Annotated in this window: 14 protein-coding genes and 1 tRNA gene; 7 read left to right on the top strand and 8 right to left on the bottom strand. The window is 68.1% G+C overall.

Features of this window, described 5'->3' with window-relative positions; genetic code table 11:
* Positions 1–134: 134 nt before the first annotated feature.
* The 6 genes from ilvC to otsA are packed head-to-tail and all read right to left on the bottom strand — an operon-like array spanning position 135 to position 7,734.
* A complete protein-coding gene (gene ilvC / locus H623_RS0100890) occupies positions 135–1,163 on the bottom strand; it encodes a ketol-acid reductoisomerase (RefSeq protein ID WP_022899065.1) in 1,029 nt (342 codons plus the stop codon).
* Between the two features lie 54 nt (positions 1,164–1,217).
* Entirely contained in the window at positions 1,218–1,727 is a 510-nt protein-coding gene (ilvN, locus tag H623_RS0100895; protein WP_022899066.1) for an acetolactate synthase small subunit, read from the bottom strand.
* Between the two features lie 3 nt (positions 1,728–1,730).
* A complete protein-coding gene (locus H623_RS0100900; protein WP_026939771.1) occupies positions 1,731–3,551 on the bottom strand; it encodes an acetolactate synthase large subunit in 1,821 nt (606 codons plus the stop codon).
* Between the two features lie 53 nt (positions 3,552–3,604).
* Positions 3,605–5,299 (bottom strand): dihydroxy-acid dehydratase, encoded by a 1,695-nt coding sequence (gene ilvD, locus H623_RS0100905; protein ID WP_022899068.1) that lies wholly within the window; start codon positions 5,297–5,299, stop codon positions 3,605–3,607.
* Positions 5,300–5,359: 60 nt separating this feature from the next.
* Positions 5,360–6,142, bottom strand: a complete 783-nt coding sequence (gene otsB / locus H623_RS0100910; RefSeq protein WP_022899069.1) for a trehalose-phosphatase — start codon at positions 6,140–6,142, stop codon at positions 5,360–5,362.
* Positions 6,139–7,734, bottom strand: a complete 1,596-nt coding sequence (otsA, locus tag H623_RS17075) for an alpha,alpha-trehalose-phosphate synthase (UDP-forming) (RefSeq protein WP_245558843.1) — start codon at positions 7,732–7,734, stop codon at positions 6,139–6,141. The genes otsB and otsA overlap by 4 nt, the downstream gene beginning before the upstream one ends.
* A 181-nt stretch (positions 7,735–7,915) precedes the next feature.
* On the opposite strand from otsA, the gene H623_RS0100920 reads away from it, so the two are divergent.
* Positions 7,916–8,116, top strand: coding sequence for a hypothetical protein (locus H623_RS0100920; RefSeq protein ID WP_022899071.1), 201 nt, complete (start codon positions 7,916–7,918; stop codon positions 8,114–8,116).
* 132 nt (positions 8,117–8,248) lie between these two features.
* Entirely contained in the window at positions 8,249–8,878 is a 630-nt protein-coding gene (locus tag H623_RS20800) for a hypothetical protein (RefSeq protein ID WP_022899072.1), read from the top strand.
* A 135-nt stretch (positions 8,879–9,013) separates the two neighbouring features.
* Here H623_RS20800 and H623_RS0100930 read toward each other — a convergent pair whose 3' ends face one another.
* A complete protein-coding gene (locus H623_RS0100930; RefSeq protein ID WP_211217954.1) occupies positions 9,014–10,390 on the bottom strand; it encodes a glucose-6-phosphate dehydrogenase in 1,377 nt (458 codons plus the stop codon).
* Between the two features lie 30 nt (positions 10,391–10,420).
* Between H623_RS0100930 and H623_RS17085 the strand changes: the two genes are divergently transcribed.
* From H623_RS17085 to H623_RS0100955, 5 genes are all read left to right on the top strand, one after another.
* On the top strand, positions 10,421–12,253 hold the full coding sequence (locus tag H623_RS17085) for a glycoside hydrolase family 15 protein (RefSeq protein ID WP_022899074.1): 1,833 nt from the start codon (positions 10,421–10,423) through the stop codon (positions 12,251–12,253).
* 9 nt (positions 12,254–12,262) lie between these two features.
* Entirely contained in the window at positions 12,263–12,994 is a 732-nt protein-coding gene (locus H623_RS0100940; RefSeq protein WP_022899075.1) for a VIT1/CCC1 transporter family protein, read from the top strand.
* Between the two features lie 275 nt (positions 12,995–13,269).
* On the top strand, positions 13,270–15,096 hold the full coding sequence (locus H623_RS17090; RefSeq protein WP_022899076.1) for a 2-isopropylmalate synthase: 1,827 nt from the start codon (positions 13,270–13,272) through the stop codon (positions 15,094–15,096).
* 13 nt (positions 15,097–15,109) lie between these two features.
* Positions 15,110–15,850 (top strand): class I SAM-dependent methyltransferase, encoded by a 741-nt coding sequence (locus H623_RS0100950; RefSeq protein WP_022899077.1) that lies wholly within the window; start codon positions 15,110–15,112, stop codon positions 15,848–15,850.
* A 161-nt stretch (positions 15,851–16,011) separates the two neighbouring features.
* Positions 16,012–16,087, top strand: a tRNA-Lys gene (locus H623_RS0100955).
* Here H623_RS0100955 and H623_RS22350 read toward each other — a convergent pair.
* Positions 16,046–16,384, bottom strand: coding sequence for a helix-turn-helix domain-containing protein (locus H623_RS22350; RefSeq protein WP_084485478.1), 339 nt, complete (start codon positions 16,382–16,384; stop codon positions 16,046–16,048). The two genes, H623_RS0100955 and H623_RS22350, sit on opposite strands and share 42 nt — an antisense overlap.
* Between the last annotated feature and the right edge of the window lies 1 nt (position 16,385).

Below are 16,385 nucleotides of genomic sequence, written 5' to 3' on the forward strand. Positions count from 1 at the left end.
TGCCGCCGCATGGAAGCGCTACGCGCGCTTTCGGACGTGCATCGCAATCTCGACGGCGAGGTGCTGCGGCATTCGCGGTCTCCCGTCGATCGTCGCTGGCCGCGACTCACACCGCGGCCAGCGACATCCGGGCGTCAGCGAGCGACTTCGCCGTCGACGTAGTCATCGTCGTTCGACGAGTTCCACGCGAAGAGCTTGCGCAGCTCACGACCTGTCGACTCGATCGGGTGGTCTTCGCCCGCCTTGCGGTCGGCGAGGAACTCCGGAGCACCGGCATCCTGGTCGGCGATGAAGCGCTCGGCGAAGGCGCCGGACTGGATGTCGTCGAGGATGCCTTTCATGGCCGCCTTGGTGTGGTCGTCGACCACGCGCGGGCCCGAGACGTAGTCCCCGTACTCGGCGGTGTCGGAGACGCTCCAGCGCATCTTGGAGATGCCGCCCTCCCAGATGAGGTCGACGATGAGCTTCATCTCGTGAAGCACCTCGAAGTACGCGATCTCCGGCTGGTAGCCGGCGGCGGTCAGCGTCTCGAAGCCGGCCTGGATGAGGTGGGAGACGCCACCGCAGAGCACGGCCTGCTCGCCGAAGAGGTCCGTCTCGGTCTCCTCGGTGAACGTGGTCTTGATGCCGCCGGCGCGCAGGCCGCCGATGCCCTTCGCGTAGCTCAGCGCGAGAGCCCAGGCGTTGCCTGTCGCGTCGTTCTCCACGGCGACGATCACCGGAACTCCACGGCCCGCGACGTACTCGCGGCGCACGGTGTGACCCGGACCCTTCGGGGCGACCATGACCACGTCCACGCCCTCCGGCGCCTGAATGTAGCCGAAGCGGATGTTGAAGCCGTGGCCGAAGACCAGCGCCTTGCCGTCGCTGATGTTCGGGGCGATGTCCTTCGCGTAGAGGTGACGCTGCACCTGGTCGGGGGCGAGGATGACGATGACGTCGGCCCACGAGGTGCCCTCGGCGGGCGTGACGACCTGGAAGCCCGCCTCCTGGGCGCGCTGCGTGGACTTGGAGCCCTCCTGCAGACCGATCCGCACCTCGACGCCCGAGTCGCGCAGGTTCTGCGCGTGGGCGTGGCCCTGCGAACCGTAGCCGACGACGAGCACCTTCTTGCCCTGGATGATCGTCAGATCAGCATCGTTGTCGTAGTAGATCTCAGCCATGGGGTGTTGTTTCTCCTTGTTGTTCGAAGTTCGCTAGTTCTTGAAGACGGTTCGCTAGTTCTTGAAGACGCGGTCGGTGATCGATTTCGACCCGCGGCCGATCGCCAGCAGACCGGACTGCGCCATCTCCTTGATGCCGTACGGCTCGAGCACCCGCAGCAGTGCCTCGGTCTTGCCGGTGTCGCCCGTCACCTCGATGACGAGCGCGTCCGTGGCCACGTCGACGACGCGAGCACGGAAGAGGTTCACGGCCTCCAGCACCTGCGACCTCGTGGTGTGGTCCACGCGCACCTTGATGAGCAGGTGCTCGCGCTGCACCGACTGATCGATGTCGAGCTCCACGATCTTGATCACGTTGACCAGCTTGTTCAACTGCTTGGTCACCTGCTCGAGCGGGGCGTCCTCGACGTCCACCACCACGGTGATGCGCGAGAGTCCGGGCACCTCGCTCACGCCGACGGCGAGCGACGAGATGTTGAATCCGCGGCGGGCGAAGAGCCCGGCGACGCGGGTGAGCAGACCCGCCTTGTCTTCGACGAGCAACGACAGCACGTGCGTGGCCATGGCCTACTCCTCTCCCCAACTCGGTGCGTGGTCCTTCGCGTACTGCACGTTCGAGTTGCTGACGCCCTGCGGAACCATCGGCCACACCATGGCGTCGCGGCTCACGATGAAGTCGATCACCACCGGGCGGTCGTTCGTCTCGAGCGCGAGCTTGATGGCGGCATCCACTTCCTCTTCCTTGGTGACGCGGATGCCGAGGGCACCGTACGCCTCCGCCAGCTTGAGGAAGTCGGGAATCATCGCCGTCTCGTGACCGGTGTTCAGGTCGGTGAACGAGTGGCGGCCGTCGTAGAACAGGGTCTGCCACTGGCGCACCATGCCGAGCGACGAGTTGTTGATGATCGCGACCTTGATCGGAATGTCGTTGATCGTGCAGGTGGCGAGCTCCTGATTGGTCATCTGGAAGCATCCGTCGCCGTCGATCGCCCACACCACCCGGTCGGGCTGCGAGACTTTCGCGCCCATCGCCGCAGGCACCGCGTAGCCCATCGTGCCTGCACCGCCCGAGTTGAGGAAGGCGTTCGGCCGCTCGTACTGGATGAACTGCGCCGCCCACATCTGGTGCTGGCCAACGCCGGCGACGTAGACGCCCTCCGGCCCGGTCAGCTCGCCGATGCGCTTGATGATCGCCTGCGGCGCGAGGAGCCCGTCACTGGTCGGCGTGTAGCCCAGAGGGAACTGCGTTCGCAGTTCGTCGAGCTTCGCCCACCAGTCGCTCAGGTCCGGGCCGCCGACGGCGGCGACCTCGTGCTCGAAGGCGGCGGTCAGGTCGGCGATGACGTCTTTGGCATCGCCGACGATGGGGACGTCGGCGTGCCGGATCTTGGAGATCTCGGCGGGGTCGACATCGACGTGCACGATCTTCGCGTGCGGCGCGAAGCCCGCCACCGAGCCGGTGACGCGGTCGTCGAAGCGCGCGCCGAGCGAGATGATCAGGTCGGCGTCCTGCAGCGCGAGCACCGCGGCCACCGTGCCGTGCATGCCGGGCATACCGAGGTGCTGCTTGTTCGAGTCGGGGAACGCGCCACGCGCCATCAGCGTCGTGACCACGGGCGCCCCTGTCGCCTCGGCGAGGGCGGCGAGCTCATCGGACGCGTGGGCACGAACGACCCCGCCGCCCACGTACAGCACGGGCTTGCTCGATTCCGCGAGCAGACGTGCCGCCGCGTGAACCTGCTTTCCGTGCGCCTTGGTCACCGGACGGTACCCGGGCAGGTCGACCACGGGCGGCCAGGAGAACTCCATCAGGTTCTGCTGCGCGTCCTTCGTGATGTCCACGAGCACGGGACCGGGGCGCCCGGTCGAGGCGATGTGGTACGCGGCCGCGATCGTCGCCGGGATGTCCTCCGCCCGCTTCACCAGGAAGGAGTGCTTGGTGATCGGCATCGTGATCCCCACGATGTCCGCCTCCTGGAAGGCATCCGTCCCCATCGAGGTGGAGAACACCTGGCCCGTGATGAAGAGGGTCGGCACGGAGTCCATGTGGGCATCCGCGATCGCCGTGACCAGGTTGGTCGCGCCGGGCCCGGAGGTGGCGATGGCGACGCCGACGCGGCGGCTTGCCGAGGCGTAGCCCTCGGCGGCATGCCCGGCGCCCTGTTCGTGCCGCACGAGGATGTGCCGGATGGCGTTCTGCGCCATCAGCTCGTCGTAGAACGGGATGACGGCGCCGCCCGGAATGCCGAAGACATCCGTGACGCCGAGGCGGGCCAGCGATCGCAGGATCGCGGCGGAGCCGGTGATGAGATCTGGTTTGTCGGAGGTGCCGTCGGCCCCGGCAGCACGCGCTGCCGAAGTCGGCACGGCTCGAGGTTCCGTTGTCATGGGGGGACGGTTTTCCTTACGCTGCGAACGATGAAGAGAGTTGATCGCGTCGGTTACCCCGTGATCGCGCCCTCCGCAGCGGAGTGCACGAGCTTGGAGTACTTCGCGAGAACGCCACGGGTATAGCGCGGGGGAAGAGGCTCCCAGCCTTCCCGGCGGGAGGCCAGCTCAGACTCGTCGACAAGTAGGTCGAGGGAGCGAGCCGCGATATCGACCCGTATCAGATCACCATCGCGCACGAAGGCAATGGGACCACCGTCCACTGCTTCGGGTGCTATGTGGCCGATGCACAGACCGGTTGTGCCGCCTGAGAATCGACCGTCTGTCAATAGTAGTACATCCTTGCCGAGGCCTGCGCCCTTGATGGCCGCCGTGATGGCCAGCATCTCGCGCATGCCCGGACCGCCCTTGGGTCCCTCGTAGCGGATCACGACCACGTCACCGTGCACGATCCGACCCTCGGTCAAGGCGTCCATCGCCTCGCGCTCGCGCTCGAACACGCGGGCCGGCCCCTCGAAGACGGCGGCGTCGAACCCTGCGGTCTTCACCACGGCGCCGTCGGGCGCGAACGAGCCCTTGAGAATGGTCAGGCCACCGGTGGGATGCAGCGGGTCGTCCAGCTTGCGCAGCACCTCGCCGTCGAGCGGCTCCGGGCTCAACTCCGCCAGGTTCTCGGCGACTGTCTTGCCCGTCACCGTGATGCAGTCGCCGTGCAGCAAGCCGGCGTCGAGAAGTGCCTTCATCAGCACCGGGATGCCGCCGTGCCGGTCGACGTCGTTCATCACGTACTTGCCGAACGGCTTCAGATCGCCGATATGCGGCACGTTGTTGCCGATGCGGTTGAAGTCGTCGAGCGTCAGGTCCACCTCGGCCTCGCGCGCGATCGCGAGCAGGTGCAGCACGACATTGGTGGAACCACCGAGCGCCATCGCCACCGTGATGGCGTTCTCGAACGCCTCCTTGGTGAGGATGTCCCTGGCCGTCAACCCGAGTCGCAGCATGTTCACGACGGCCTCGCCCGAGCGGTGCGCGTAGTAGTCGCGACGACGATCGGCCGAGGGCGGCGCCGCAGAGCCCGGATAGCTCATGCCGAGCGCCTCCGCGACCGACGCCATCGTGTTCGCGGTGTACATGCCGCCGCAGGCACCCTCACCCGGCGCGATCGAGCACTCGATGCGCTTGAGATCCTCCAGGCTCATGGTGCCGGCCTTGCAGGCGCCGACGGCTTCGAAGGAGTCGATGATCGTGACATCCTTCTCAGTCCCGTCGCTGAGCTTCACCCAACCGGGGGCGATCGACCCCGCGTAGAGGAATACCGAGGCCAGATCGAGGCGGGCGGCCGCCATCAGCATGCCGGGAATCGACTTGTCGCAGCCCGCCAGCAGCACGGAGCCGTCGAGCCGCTCCGCCATCATGACCGTCTCGACCGAGTCGCAGATGACCTCGCGCGAGACGAGCGAGAAGTGCATGCCCTCGTGACCCATCGAGATGCCGTCGGAGACCGAGACCGTGCCGAACTCGAGCGGGTACCCTCCCCCGCCGTGCACGCCTTCCTTCGCCGCCTGGGCGAGGCGATCGAGCGAGAGGTTGCACGGCGTGATCTCGTTCCACGAGCTCGCGATGCCGATCTGGGGTTTGTCCCAGTCCTCGTCGCCCATGCCGACCGCGCGGAGCATCCCGCGGCTGGTGGTGGCTTCGATGCCGTCCGTGACGACCCGACTGCGCGGCTTCATGTCGATCTCTGGCATGAGGTCGAGTTTAGAGGTCGGTGGCACCCGCCGCGCGCCAGCGGTGCGCGGCCGGCGCTCTCACGCGACGTGACCGCGCAGTTCGGCGAGGCGCGTCAGGAGGGCCGCGACGGCATCAGGATCCGCCACCCGAAAGCGTGCAGCCGTACGCCCCGTGCCCACTTTGACCCCCACGTCGCCGGCGTGCATCACGGCGAAGCCGTCCTCGTCGGTGACGTCGTCTCCGGCGTAGAGCACGGCGGTCGCCCGCACGTGCTTGCGCAGCCGCTCGATGCCGTCGCCTTTGGTCGCGTCGCGCACGGCGAACTCGAGGATGTCTTTGCCCGCGCGCTCGAGGAACCCCCCGCGCCGCTGTGCCGCCTCGCGAGCACGGTCGTCGGCAGCTCGGGCGACGTCGGGCTCGACGCCGCGCGTGTGCAGTCCGAGCCCGACCGGCTTGCGCTCGAGCTTCGAGCCCGGCGTCTCGGAGACGATCAGCTCCAGGTCGGCGGCGAGCGCGGCCAGTCGCACCCGCTCCGTGTCGGTGAGGCCGACGTCCACGCCGCCGCCGGTGAGGCGCACCTCCACTCCATGCGAGGCGATGAGGAGCGCGGAGTCGTCGGCCTCGGTCACGCGCACCAGCCCGTCCAGCGGCCGTCCGGAGACGAACGCGACCCAGGTGTCGGGCATCCGTTCCAGCGCGGTCAACGCGGCTCTCGCCTCCGGGATCACCCGGGATTCGGAGGGGGTGTCGACGAGCGGGCTGACCGTGCCGTCGAAGTCCAGCGCGACGAGCAGTCGCTTCGCGTCGGCCAGATGCGCCACGGCGCGCTCGATCTCGGAAGTGTCGGTCGTCGTGCTCACGATGCGCGCGGCTCCGTCGCGCCCGATGCGTCGCCGGTGTCGGCGCTGGCCCCTGCGGCCGCCGACGCCGTGGACGTCGCCCCCGGTGCCGGTGACGGCGCCTGCGTCTTCTCGTGCGCGCCGAAGTCGTCGTTCTGCGTCACGTGCGTGAGCGCGTCGAGGAACGTCGCCGACCAGCGCTGCACGTCGTGCGTCATCACGCGCTTGCGGAGTACACGCATGCGGTGCGTGCGCTCCCGTTTCGGCATCTCGATCGCCCGAACGATGGCCGCCTTGAGCCCTTCGATGTCGTGCGGGTTCACCAGCAGCGCCTGCTTGAGCTCGTCGGATGCTCCGGTGAACTCGCTGAGGACGAGCACGCCGTCGTTGTCCACGCGACTCGCCACGTATTCCTTCGCCACCAGATTCATGCCGTCGCGCAGCGCCGTGACCAGCATGACGTCGGCCGCCAGGTAGAGCGCGACCATCTCCTCCCGCGGGTAGCCCTGATGCAGGTAGCCGATGGACGTGTGCCCGATCGTGGAGTAGTCGCCGTTGATGCGACTCACGGTCAGCTCGACTTCGTCTCGGAGCACCTTGTACGTCTCCACGCGCTCGCGCGACGGGCTCGCGACCTGCACGAGTGTGACGTCGTCCACCGGGATCGCCTGGTCGCGCAAGAGCTCACCGTAGGCCTTCAGACGATGGTGAATGCCCTTCGTGTAGTCGAGGCGGTCGACGCCGAGCATGATCGTCGTCGGATTGCCGAGCTCCTCGCGGATCTCCTTGGCTCTGGCCTGGATCTCGGGGCGGGTCGCCAGCTCCTGGTAGTGCTGCGCGTCGATCGAGATCGGGAACTGCTTGGCGAGCACGGTGCGCACGCGCTGACCGCGTCGGTTGATCTTGACATGCCGGTGGCCGTCGGCCTCCCCTTCGGCCAGCGGCACGTCGATGACGGAGCCGCGGGTCTCGTATCCGAAGAGGCGACGGACCGCACGGGCGAAGTTGCCGGCATCCGCGAGCCGCTGGAATCCGATCACGTCGGCGCCCAGCAGCCCCGCGACGACCTGCCGGCGCCACGGGAGCTGGGAGTAGATGCCGTACGGCGGGAACGGAATGTGGTCGAAGAACCCGATCACCAGGTCGGGTCGCGCGTCGCGCAGCATCTTGGGCACGAGCTGCAGCTGGTAGTCGTGAACCCACACGACGGCACCGGGCGCGGCCGAGGCGATCGCGGCATCCGCGAACCGTCGGTTCACCTTGACGTAGGCATCCCACCACTCCCGGTGGTAGCTCGGTGGTGCAATCACATCGTGGTAGAGCGGCCAGAGCGTGTCGTTCGAGAAACCTTCGTAGTAGTACTCGATCTCTTGCGCGCTCAGTGCGACGGGTTTGATGTCGATGCCGTTGGCCGAGAACGGATCGAAGTGCGCATCGGGGATGCCCACCCACCCGATCCAGACGCCGTCCTCGGTCTTCATGATCGGCTCGAGAGCGGCGACGAGGCCGCCGGGCGACGGACGCCAGACCGCGTTCGCGCCCTCGCCGGAGACGTGGTCGACGGGGAGCCGGTTCGACACGATCACCAGGTCGAACTTGCGGGACTTCGGAATGCGGGACGCCCGCGTGCCACTTGCAGGCGCGTCGCGTTCTTGTTTCGGCACCGGTGACCGCCTCCTGAGCTGGAACCATGGTCGGCGTAGGGCAACGTTACCAGCCGACCGGAGGCCCCGATTGGGGCTGACACACGCCCTCCACGGTGTGTACCGTGTGGGAGGAGCGTAAGGGGGCGGCATGCGCAAGTACCTGCTGAACTGGGGTGTCGTGAGCACTGCCATGGGCGTGATCGGCGTCGCGCAGGCCACCCGCCGGGGCCCTCGGGACTGGCGGTTGGCGCTCGCGTGGGCGAGCTGGCTGCTCTCCCTCGTGGTCGTCGTCACCAGCGTTCACGACAGGTCGCGCGAGCTCGAGACGAAGAAGAACAAGAAGAAGTAGCGGCCGAGGCGAAACGCGCGTGGGCGAAGCTTGGCTGCACTCGCCGGCGGCGTGTCTGGCCGGGCCGCCGCGGGGCATCCGTCAGACTGTCACGGAACGGTTCACCGCCGTGACATCGTAAGGAGCTCCACCATGTTCGGTCGCCGGAGGCACGCCGCACCTGCGGTGGCCCCCATCGTCTCGGTCGCGCCGGCCGAGACCCCTCGTCCCCGCCTCGCCGACGAGCAGATCTTCGAGCTCGTGCACACCCGCATCGCCGCCGCGATCGGAGAAGGCGGCGAGTGGGTGGTGAGGCGCCGGCGGCCCGACGACACCGACGACCTGTTCCGCACCGTGCTCGCGCACCAGGTGGCGGCCGATGTGACGGATGCGCTCCGCAGCGCCCAGCTTCAGCTGGAAGCCGGCCAGACCATCACGGTGGAGACGCGCACCGGCGCGATTCCGATCGTCACGGGCGGACAGGCCTCCGGTGACGGCAGCGACACGGCTGTGGCCGACGCCGCGAGCACGGTCGTCGCCGAGGACGACTCCGAGTTCGACGAAGCCCCCGTCGTCGCGGCTGCGGGAGCGGATGAGCCCGACGACGGTCACGGGCCGGCGCACCGGCACGACGAGCCCGATGTCGACGACGAGGCGGTGCTCGACGAAGAGGCGGTTGCGCTGCAGTGGGAGCCGGCACCCATCACCGTATGGACCGACCTCAAGCGTCCCGTCACCGGCGAGGTGGCACGAGCGCACTTCGAGCGCGAACTGGTGCGATGACGCGCGTTCTCTCCCCCGGCCCTCGCTGACGCGGCCCTCACGAGAAGTGTCCTGGTCGGTCGCGTAGAGCACGGGCGGTGGCCCGGAGCGCGGGCGGCCACTCGCGGAGAACGATACGGCGCCCGAGCGGAACGCCTACGGAATGGCCGGCCAGTCCGCGGGTCCCTCCGACCCGGCGGGATAGTCGTCGAGCGGCACGTCGCCGTCACGCCATGCCTTCAGTACCGGTGCGACGATGCGCCAGCATTCCTCGGCGGTGTCGCCGCGTACCGAAAGCGACGGGTCGCCGTCCAACAGTTGGCCCAGCACCTCGCCGTACGCCAATAGGCCGCCCGGACCGAAGTCCGCTTGGAGCACCGATCGGTCGAGGTGCCGCGGGTCGCCCGGACCGTTGGTGTTCAACTCGAGCGTCATCCGGTCGGGTCCGAGCGTGATGCGCAGGCGGGTCGGCCGCACCGGCCCGCGGAGCCCGGTCGGAACCCGCTGCGCGTCGCGGAATGTGATCACGATCTCGTGCCGGGAGACGCCGATCGCCTTGCCGGAGCGCAGCGTGAAGGGGACCCCTGCCCACCGCCAGGTGTCGACGGCGAACTCCACCTGGGCCAGCGTCTCGGTGCCCAGCGCGGGATCCACGCCCTCTTCGTCGACGTACGACGGCAGGGTGCGGCCCTCGATCTTGCCCTTGGTGTAGCGCCCGCGATGGCTGTTCGCCTCGGCATCGTCGTCTCGCACCCGTGTGGCGCGCAGCACGATCCCCTTGGCATCGCGCAGGTCGTCCGCGTGCATGGTCGCCGGGGGCTCCATCGCCGTGACGGCGAGCACCTGGAGCAGGTGGCTCTGGAGCATGTCGATCAGCGCGCCCGCGTGGTCGTAGTAGCCCGCCCGGTTCTCCAGCCCGAGCGTCTCGTCGAACACGATGTCGACGCGGGCGATGTGCTCCGCGTTCCAGACCGGCTCGAAGATGCGGTTCGCGAATCGCAGTCCGAACAGATTCTGCACTGTCGAGTTCCCGAGGAAATGGTCGATGCGGTGCACCTGGTTCTCCGGAACCAGAGTCGCGATCCTTCCGTTCAACGCCGCAGCGCTTCGACGATCGGTTCCGAACGGCTTCTCCAGCGCGAGCCGCGTCCCCTCGGGAAGCTCGACATCGGCGAGCGCGTCGCAGACCCGCTTCGTCACGGCGGGCGGGAGCGCGAAGTACAGCGCGGGCGTGCCGTGGGCTTCCCCGAGCAGTCCTCGCAGTTCGTCGGGCTTCGTCACGTCGGCGGTCAGATAGTCCGTGCTCTCCAGCAGCGCGTCGACGGCGGGACCTTCCGCCTGCACCGTGGCGAACGCCTCGCGTACGCGATCCTTCCACTGCGCTGCGCTCCAGGCCTGAGATCCCGCGCCGAGCAGTGTGACGCGCCGCGAGTCCTCCTTCGTGAGCAGCTGTCCGAGCGCCGGAAGCAGCAGGCGCGAAGTCAGGTCGCCGCCTGCACCGAGGATGATCAGGGTCTGCACTGCCTCAGCCATGCCGTCCACGCTACCTGCGAGGATGGCCTCATGGCGTTGGGAATCGAGGATTACGCACTCATCAGTGACTGCTACACCGGGGCACTCGTCGGCAAAGACGGCAGCATCGACTGGCTCTGCCTGCCCCGTTACGACTCCGGATCGGTCTTCGGCGCTCTGCTCGGCACCGAGGATCACGGCAGGTGGAAGCTGGCGCCGACCGACGAGAACGCCACGATGACACGCGAGTACCGAGGCTCGACGTTCGTGCTGGTGACCACCTGGACCACCTCGACCGGCGTGGTCGAAGTGATCGACGCCATGCCGCGCGGCGACCACCGCGCCGACCTCGTGCGGCGGGTGCGCGGTGTCTCCGGAGAAGTGGAGATGCGTGTCGACCTGCGCATGCGATTCGCCTACGCGTCCAGCGTGCCGTGGGTGCGTCAGTTGCACGACGAACATCACACGCTGCAGGCCGTCGCCGGTCCGGACGCCCTCGTCATGCGCGGCATCCCGCTGAAGGCGACGGACCACGCCCATGAAGCGACGTTCACGGTGCGCGAGGGCGACCTGGTGGAGCTCACGCTGAGCTGGTACCCGTCGCACAAGCCGGTTCCAGATCCCGTCGACGTTGAGGCCGACCTGCGCATGGCCGAGAAATGGTGGACCGACTGGGCGTCGACTTTCCGGCACCGCGGTGCGTACTCCGACGAGGTACTGCGTTCGCTTCTCCTGCTGCGTGCCCTCACCCACGCGGAGACCGGCGGCGTCGCCGCAGCAGCCACTACGTCGCTGCCCGAGAAGTTCGGCGGCAGTCGCAACTGGGACTACCGCTATGTCTGGTTGCGCGATGCATCGCAGACGCTGAGCGCCATGCTCGGCCACGGTTACAAGGACGAGGTCGACCACTGGCGCTGGTGGCTGTTACGGGCACTGGCCGGAGACCCGGTCGACGTGCAGATCATGTACGGGCTCTCCGGGGAGCGCTTCCTTCCGGAGTACGTCGTGGACTCGCTGCCCGGTTATCACGGGGCATCCCCCGTGCGCATCGGCAACGCCGCTGCCACGCAGTTCCAGGCGGATGTCATCGGCGAAGTCATGATCGCTCTCCACGATGCGCGGCTCGGCGGCATCCCCGAGAACGACTTCTCGTGGTCACTGCAGTGCGCCCTGATGGGGCAGCTCGACAAGGTCGGCGCCAGGCGCGACCAGGGCATCTGGGAGATCCGGGGGCCGGCCCGCGACTTCACGCACTCGCGCGTGATGGTGTGGGCCGCCTACGACCGCGCGGTGCGCGGCGCCGAGGAGTTCGGCCTCGAGGGGCCCGTCGCCCACTGGCGCAAGCGTCGTGCCGCGCTCCGCCATGAGATCGAGCACCGCGGTTACGACGCACGACGCAACACGTTCACCCAACACTTCGAGACGGCCGAGGTGGATGCCTCGCTCCTGCAGCTCTCACAGGTCGGCTTCGTCGCCCCCGACGACCCGCGCATGCTCGGCACCGTCGAGGCGATCGAGCAGGATCTGATGCACCACGGCTTCCTGCTCCGCTACCGCTCCGAGACCGGGCTGGACGGCCTGCAGGGCACGGAGTATCCGTTTCTCGCGTGCTCGTTCTGGCTCGTGGAGCAATACGCACGATCCGGAAGGCTCGACGCCGCGAACGACCTGATGCATCGACTGTGCGATCTGGCGAACGACGTCGGAATGCTGAGCGAGGAGTACTCCCCCACGTCGGGACGTCAGGCCGGCAACACCCCGCAGGCGCTGTCGCACCTGGCGCTCGTGCGGGCCGCCGACGCCATCGCACGAGCCGAGGGGTTCGCCGACGAGCTCGTCGGCGGCGGCTCCCCGTCACGGCGGATCGACGCGACCGATCAGTAGGCTGTCGGGGTGCCCGATCCACTCGCGCCGAGCCACTTTCGCGATCCCCACGACTACGACCACAGCCACTCGGATGTCTCCGGCGGCTGGCTGCGCGCGGCCGTCTTCGGCGCCATGGACGGCCTCGTCACGAACATCGCGCTGATCGCGGGGATCGGCGCGGCAGGGGCATCCCGAGACACGATCATCATCACGGGTCTCGCCGGACTCGTCGCCGGCGCGTTCTCGATGGCACTCGGCGAGTACACCTCGGTGACGACGCAGAACGAACAGGTCGACAAGGAGGCGGCGGTCGAGCGCAGCGCCCTCACCCGCAATCCGGTCGGCGAGATGCGCGAGCTCTCCGGCATGTTCCAGGAGATGGGCATGTCGTCCGAGACCGCCGCTAAAGCGGCGGAGGAGGTGCACGGCAATCCGGACCGGGCGTTGCGCGTGCACGTCACTCAGGAGCTCGGCGTCGATCCCGACTCCAAGCCGTCGCCCTGGATCGCCGCGATCTCGTCGTTCGTGATGTTCTCGATCGGGGCGATCGTTCCGCTGCTGTCGTTCCTGTTCGGCTCGTCCTCGCTCGGGCTCGGACTCGGGGTCGGAGGCGTCGGGCTGCTCGTGGCGGGCGCGTTCGCCGCCCACTTCACGGGCAAGGCATGGTGGCGCGGGGCGATCCGCCAGCTCATCTTCGGCGCGATCGCCGTTGCCGCGACATACCTCGTGGGACACCTGTTGGGCGTCAACGGCGCCTGATCCCGCAACCGGGAATGCGTGAACGGGGAACCGGCAGTCGGGAACCGGAGCCCGCAACCGGCAAGCCGGCGGCCGGCCTACCGCCGCGCCGAGGGACGAGGCCGACGCCGCGGCGCTGGACGCGCCGGCCTCGTCGGTGCTACCTTCGCCCCATGCTTCGTTCCGGGCTCCTTCTTCTTCGCCGCCACGGCGGGGCCTGATCGACGACCGGCCTCCCGCCGTGGAGGTCGTCGCGTGCCGGTCGACACGACCAGAAGAAGAAGGATCACACGATCATGCCCGGCACCGCTTTTCCCACCATCGCCACGCCCTCCGGCGCCGTTCCCGCCGACGCCCCGGCGTGGAACCGTCAACGTCACTCGCAGATGCCCTCGCATCGCTACACGGATGTCTTCCATCGCGTTCCCGTGCCGCTCACCGAGCGCTCGTGGCCGTCGAACCGGCTGACGCACGCCCCGCTCTGGGTGCCCGTCGACCTGCGCGACGGCAACCAGGCACTGGCCGAGCCGATGGATCCCGCGCGCAAGCGACGGCTCTTCGAGCTGTTCGTGGCGATGGGATACAAGGAGATCGAGATCGGCTATCCGTCTGCCTCGCAGACCGACTTCGATTTCGTGCGGCTGATCGCACAGACCGCAGCGTCGGGCGAGCCGATCGCCCCGGATGACGTCACGATCGTGGTGTTCACCCCGGCACGACGCGAGCTCATCGAGCGCACTGTCGAGTCGGTGCGAGGCATCCGCAACCCGGTCGTCATCCACATGTACGCCGCTACCGCACCGACGTGGCGCGATATCGTGCTCAACCACGACCGCACGTCGCTGACGCGACTGATCATGAACGGTGCGGCCGACATCCTGCGACTCACCGGCGACGCGGCGAATGTGCGGTACGAGTTCTCGCCCGAGGTGTTCAACCTCACCGAGCCGGACTTCGTGCTCGACGTGTGCAACGAGGTCACGCAGTTGTGGGATGCCTCGCACGATCGGCCCGTCATCCTCAACCTGCCGGCCACCGTGGAGGTGGCGACGCCGAACGTGTACGCCGATCAGATCGAGTACATGCACCGCAGCCTGGCGAGGCGCGACTCGGTGATCTTGTCGGTGCATCCGCACAACGACCGCGGCACGGGAATCGCGTGCGCCGAGCTGGCAGTGCTCGCCGGCGCACAACGCGTGGAGGGCTGCGTGTTTGGCAACGGCGAGCGCACCGGGAACGTCGACATCGCCACGCTCGCCCTGAACCTGCACGCCCAAGGCATCGACCCGATGATCGACTTCAGCGACATCGACGAGGTGCGGCGCACCGTCGAGTTCTGCACTCGGATGCCCGTGCCCGAGCGCCATCCGTACGTCGGCGACCTCGTGCACACGGCGTTCAGCGGCACTCACCAGGACGCCATCCGCAAGGGCTTCGCCGAGCATCGCGAGCGCGCCGCGGCGCAAGGCGTGCCCGAGTCCGAGGCAGCGTGGCGCGTGCCGTACCTGCCGATCGATCCGGCGGACATCGGGCGCAGCTACGACGCGGTCATCCGAGTCAACTCGCAAAGCGGCAAGGGCGGCATCGCCTACCTGCTCGAGACCGAGTACGGCCTGACGCTTCCGCGTCGCGTGCAGATCGACTTCGCGCGCCACGTGCAGCAGCACACCGACGACACTGGCGCCGAGGTCACGGCAGAGCACCTGTGGTCGCTGTTCGAGGATGCCTACCTGCCGACGCCCGACTCCTCCGCTGCTCTCGAGCTGGTCGCCCTCGACGTCACCGAGGAGGCCGTCACCGACCACGAGGCGGTCGAGCGCGTCCGCGTCGGTCTGTGCGTCGACGGAGCGGAGCACGTCAGCGAGCACGTGGGCGTCGGACCTGTGGAGGCGATCGCGCAGGCGTTGGCTGCGCGGGGCATCCGGCTCGACGTGCTGTCACTGGTGCAAGCATCGATGACCGCGGGAAACGACTCGGACGCCGTTACTCTGGTGGAGTTCCGCGGTGCCGACGGTCCCCGATGGGTCGCCGGACGCGACCGCTCCGTTCTCACCTCGACCACGGCGGCCGTGATGGCGGCGGCTCGTGTCCTGAGGCACGAGTCGGCCTTCTCCGCGGTGTGAGGAGGAGACGACGATGTCCGCACGCCCCGCCGGAAACTACGGTATCGACGCCCCAGGAGTGCCCTGGGGGTGGGGCGGCTGCGCCGTCGTCTTCGCGATAGCGGCGATCGTCGTGAGCGTGCTGGGCTCCGCACTGTGGCTGCCCATATATTTCACCGTGCTCGCGGTGATCGCTGCCATCGGCACGTTCTTCTACCTGCGCTCCACACTGGTGGGAAAGTTCGAAGTCTGGCGGGGCGTCATCGCGGCGCTCCGCCTGCGCGGTGACGAGGAGGCGCTCGACCTGGGGTGCGGCCACGCTTCCGTGTCGGTGCTGCTGGCCGAACAGCTGCCGACCGGGCACGTGACGGGGATCGACCTGTGGCGCAGCGTCGACCAGTCCCGCAACTCGGTTCAGGCGGCGCAGCGCAATGCGCGTGCCAACGACGTGGATGCCCGCATCACTTTTGACACGGGCGACATGACCTCTCTTCCCTACGCCGACGCGTCGTTCGATCTTGTGACGGCGAGCCTCGCCATCCACAACATCCGCAGCGCCCAGGCGCGCCGTACCGCCGTACTCGAGGCCGTGCGGGTGCTCAGGCCCGGCGGACGCCTGGCGATCGTGGATATCGAGAAGGTGCGCGAATACGACGCGACAGTGCGCGAGGCCGGGCTCACCGTGGCGGAGAATCGCGGGCTCGGCTGGCGCATGTGGTGGACCGGCCCGTGGTTCCCGACCCGGCTCCTCATCGCGACGAAGCCCGAACAGTGAGCGTGCGGGACCGAGTCTCGAGCGTCGGAACCTGAAGCGTGACGGTGCGAGCTCAGTGCCGAAGCGTCAGCGGATTCGAGCCCGGAGCCGATTCGACCTGAGCCCGAGGTGGATGCTATCGTTGTGCTTCGGTTCGGCACTCCAAGTGAGAGACGAATCATGCACCTCTAGCTCAATCGGCAGAGCAACTGACTCTTAATCAGTGGGTTCAGGGTTCAAGTCCCTGGGGGTGCACCACACTTCCCCTTGCTCGATCCATCCGAGCGGCACGCCGGTCGCGAGCGCCCACATCTGAAGCGTGGCGCGATTCGGCACGCGGTAACCGTTCTCCGCGGCGCTGATCGTCCCTCGCGAGATACCCGCGGCGTCCGCGAGCTCGACCTGCTCCAGCCCAGCAGACTCGCGTGCCTTCCGCAGCCTATCGGCGACGCTCCACTCTGGAATTCGGCCGGCGTTGACATTCGGCATCGTAATGCTCATGCGTCCCACATTAGACGTGGTGGCCGGAATATTCAATATCGCGATGTCGAACATA

Source organism: Humibacter albus DSM 18994 (assembly GCF_000421825.1).
In the GTDB taxonomy this organism is placed as follows: Bacteria; Actinomycetota; Actinomycetes; order Actinomycetales; family Microbacteriaceae; genus Humibacter; species Humibacter albus.

Coding starts and splice junctions, on each gene's coding strand:
- ilvC (WP_022899065.1), bottom strand. CDS start 1,163: ATGGCTGAGATCTACTACGACAACGATGCTGATCTGACGATCATCCAG.
- ilvN (WP_022899066.1), bottom strand. CDS start 1,727: ATGGCCACGCACGTGCTGTCGTTGCTCGTCGAAGACAAGGCGGGTCTG.
- H623_RS0100900 (WP_026939771.1), bottom strand. CDS start 3,551: ATGACAACGGAACCTCGAGCCGTGCCGACTTCGGCAGCGCGTGCTGCC.
- ilvD (WP_022899068.1), bottom strand. CDS start 5,299: ATGCCAGAGATCGACATGAAGCCGCGCAGTCGGGTCGTCACGGACGGC.
- H623_RS0100920 (WP_022899071.1), top strand. CDS start 7,916: ATGCGCAAGTACCTGCTGAACTGGGGTGTCGTGAGCACTGCCATGGGC.
- H623_RS20800 (WP_022899072.1), top strand. CDS start 8,249: ATGTTCGGTCGCCGGAGGCACGCCGCACCTGCGGTGGCCCCCATCGTC.
- H623_RS0100930 (WP_211217954.1), bottom strand. CDS start 10,390: ATGGCTGAGGCAGTGCAGACCCTGATCATCCTCGGTGCAGGCGGCGAC.
- H623_RS17085 (WP_022899074.1), top strand. CDS start 10,421: ATGGCGTTGGGAATCGAGGATTACGCACTCATCAGTGACTGCTACACC.
- H623_RS17090 (WP_022899076.1), top strand. CDS start 13,270: ATGCCCGGCACCGCTTTTCCCACCATCGCCACGCCCTCCGGCGCCGTT.
- H623_RS0100950 (WP_022899077.1), top strand. CDS start 15,110: ATGTCCGCACGCCCCGCCGGAAACTACGGTATCGACGCCCCAGGAGTG.
- H623_RS22350 (WP_084485478.1), bottom strand. CDS start 16,384: ATGTTCGACATCGCGATATTGAATATTCCGGCCACCACGTCTAATGTG.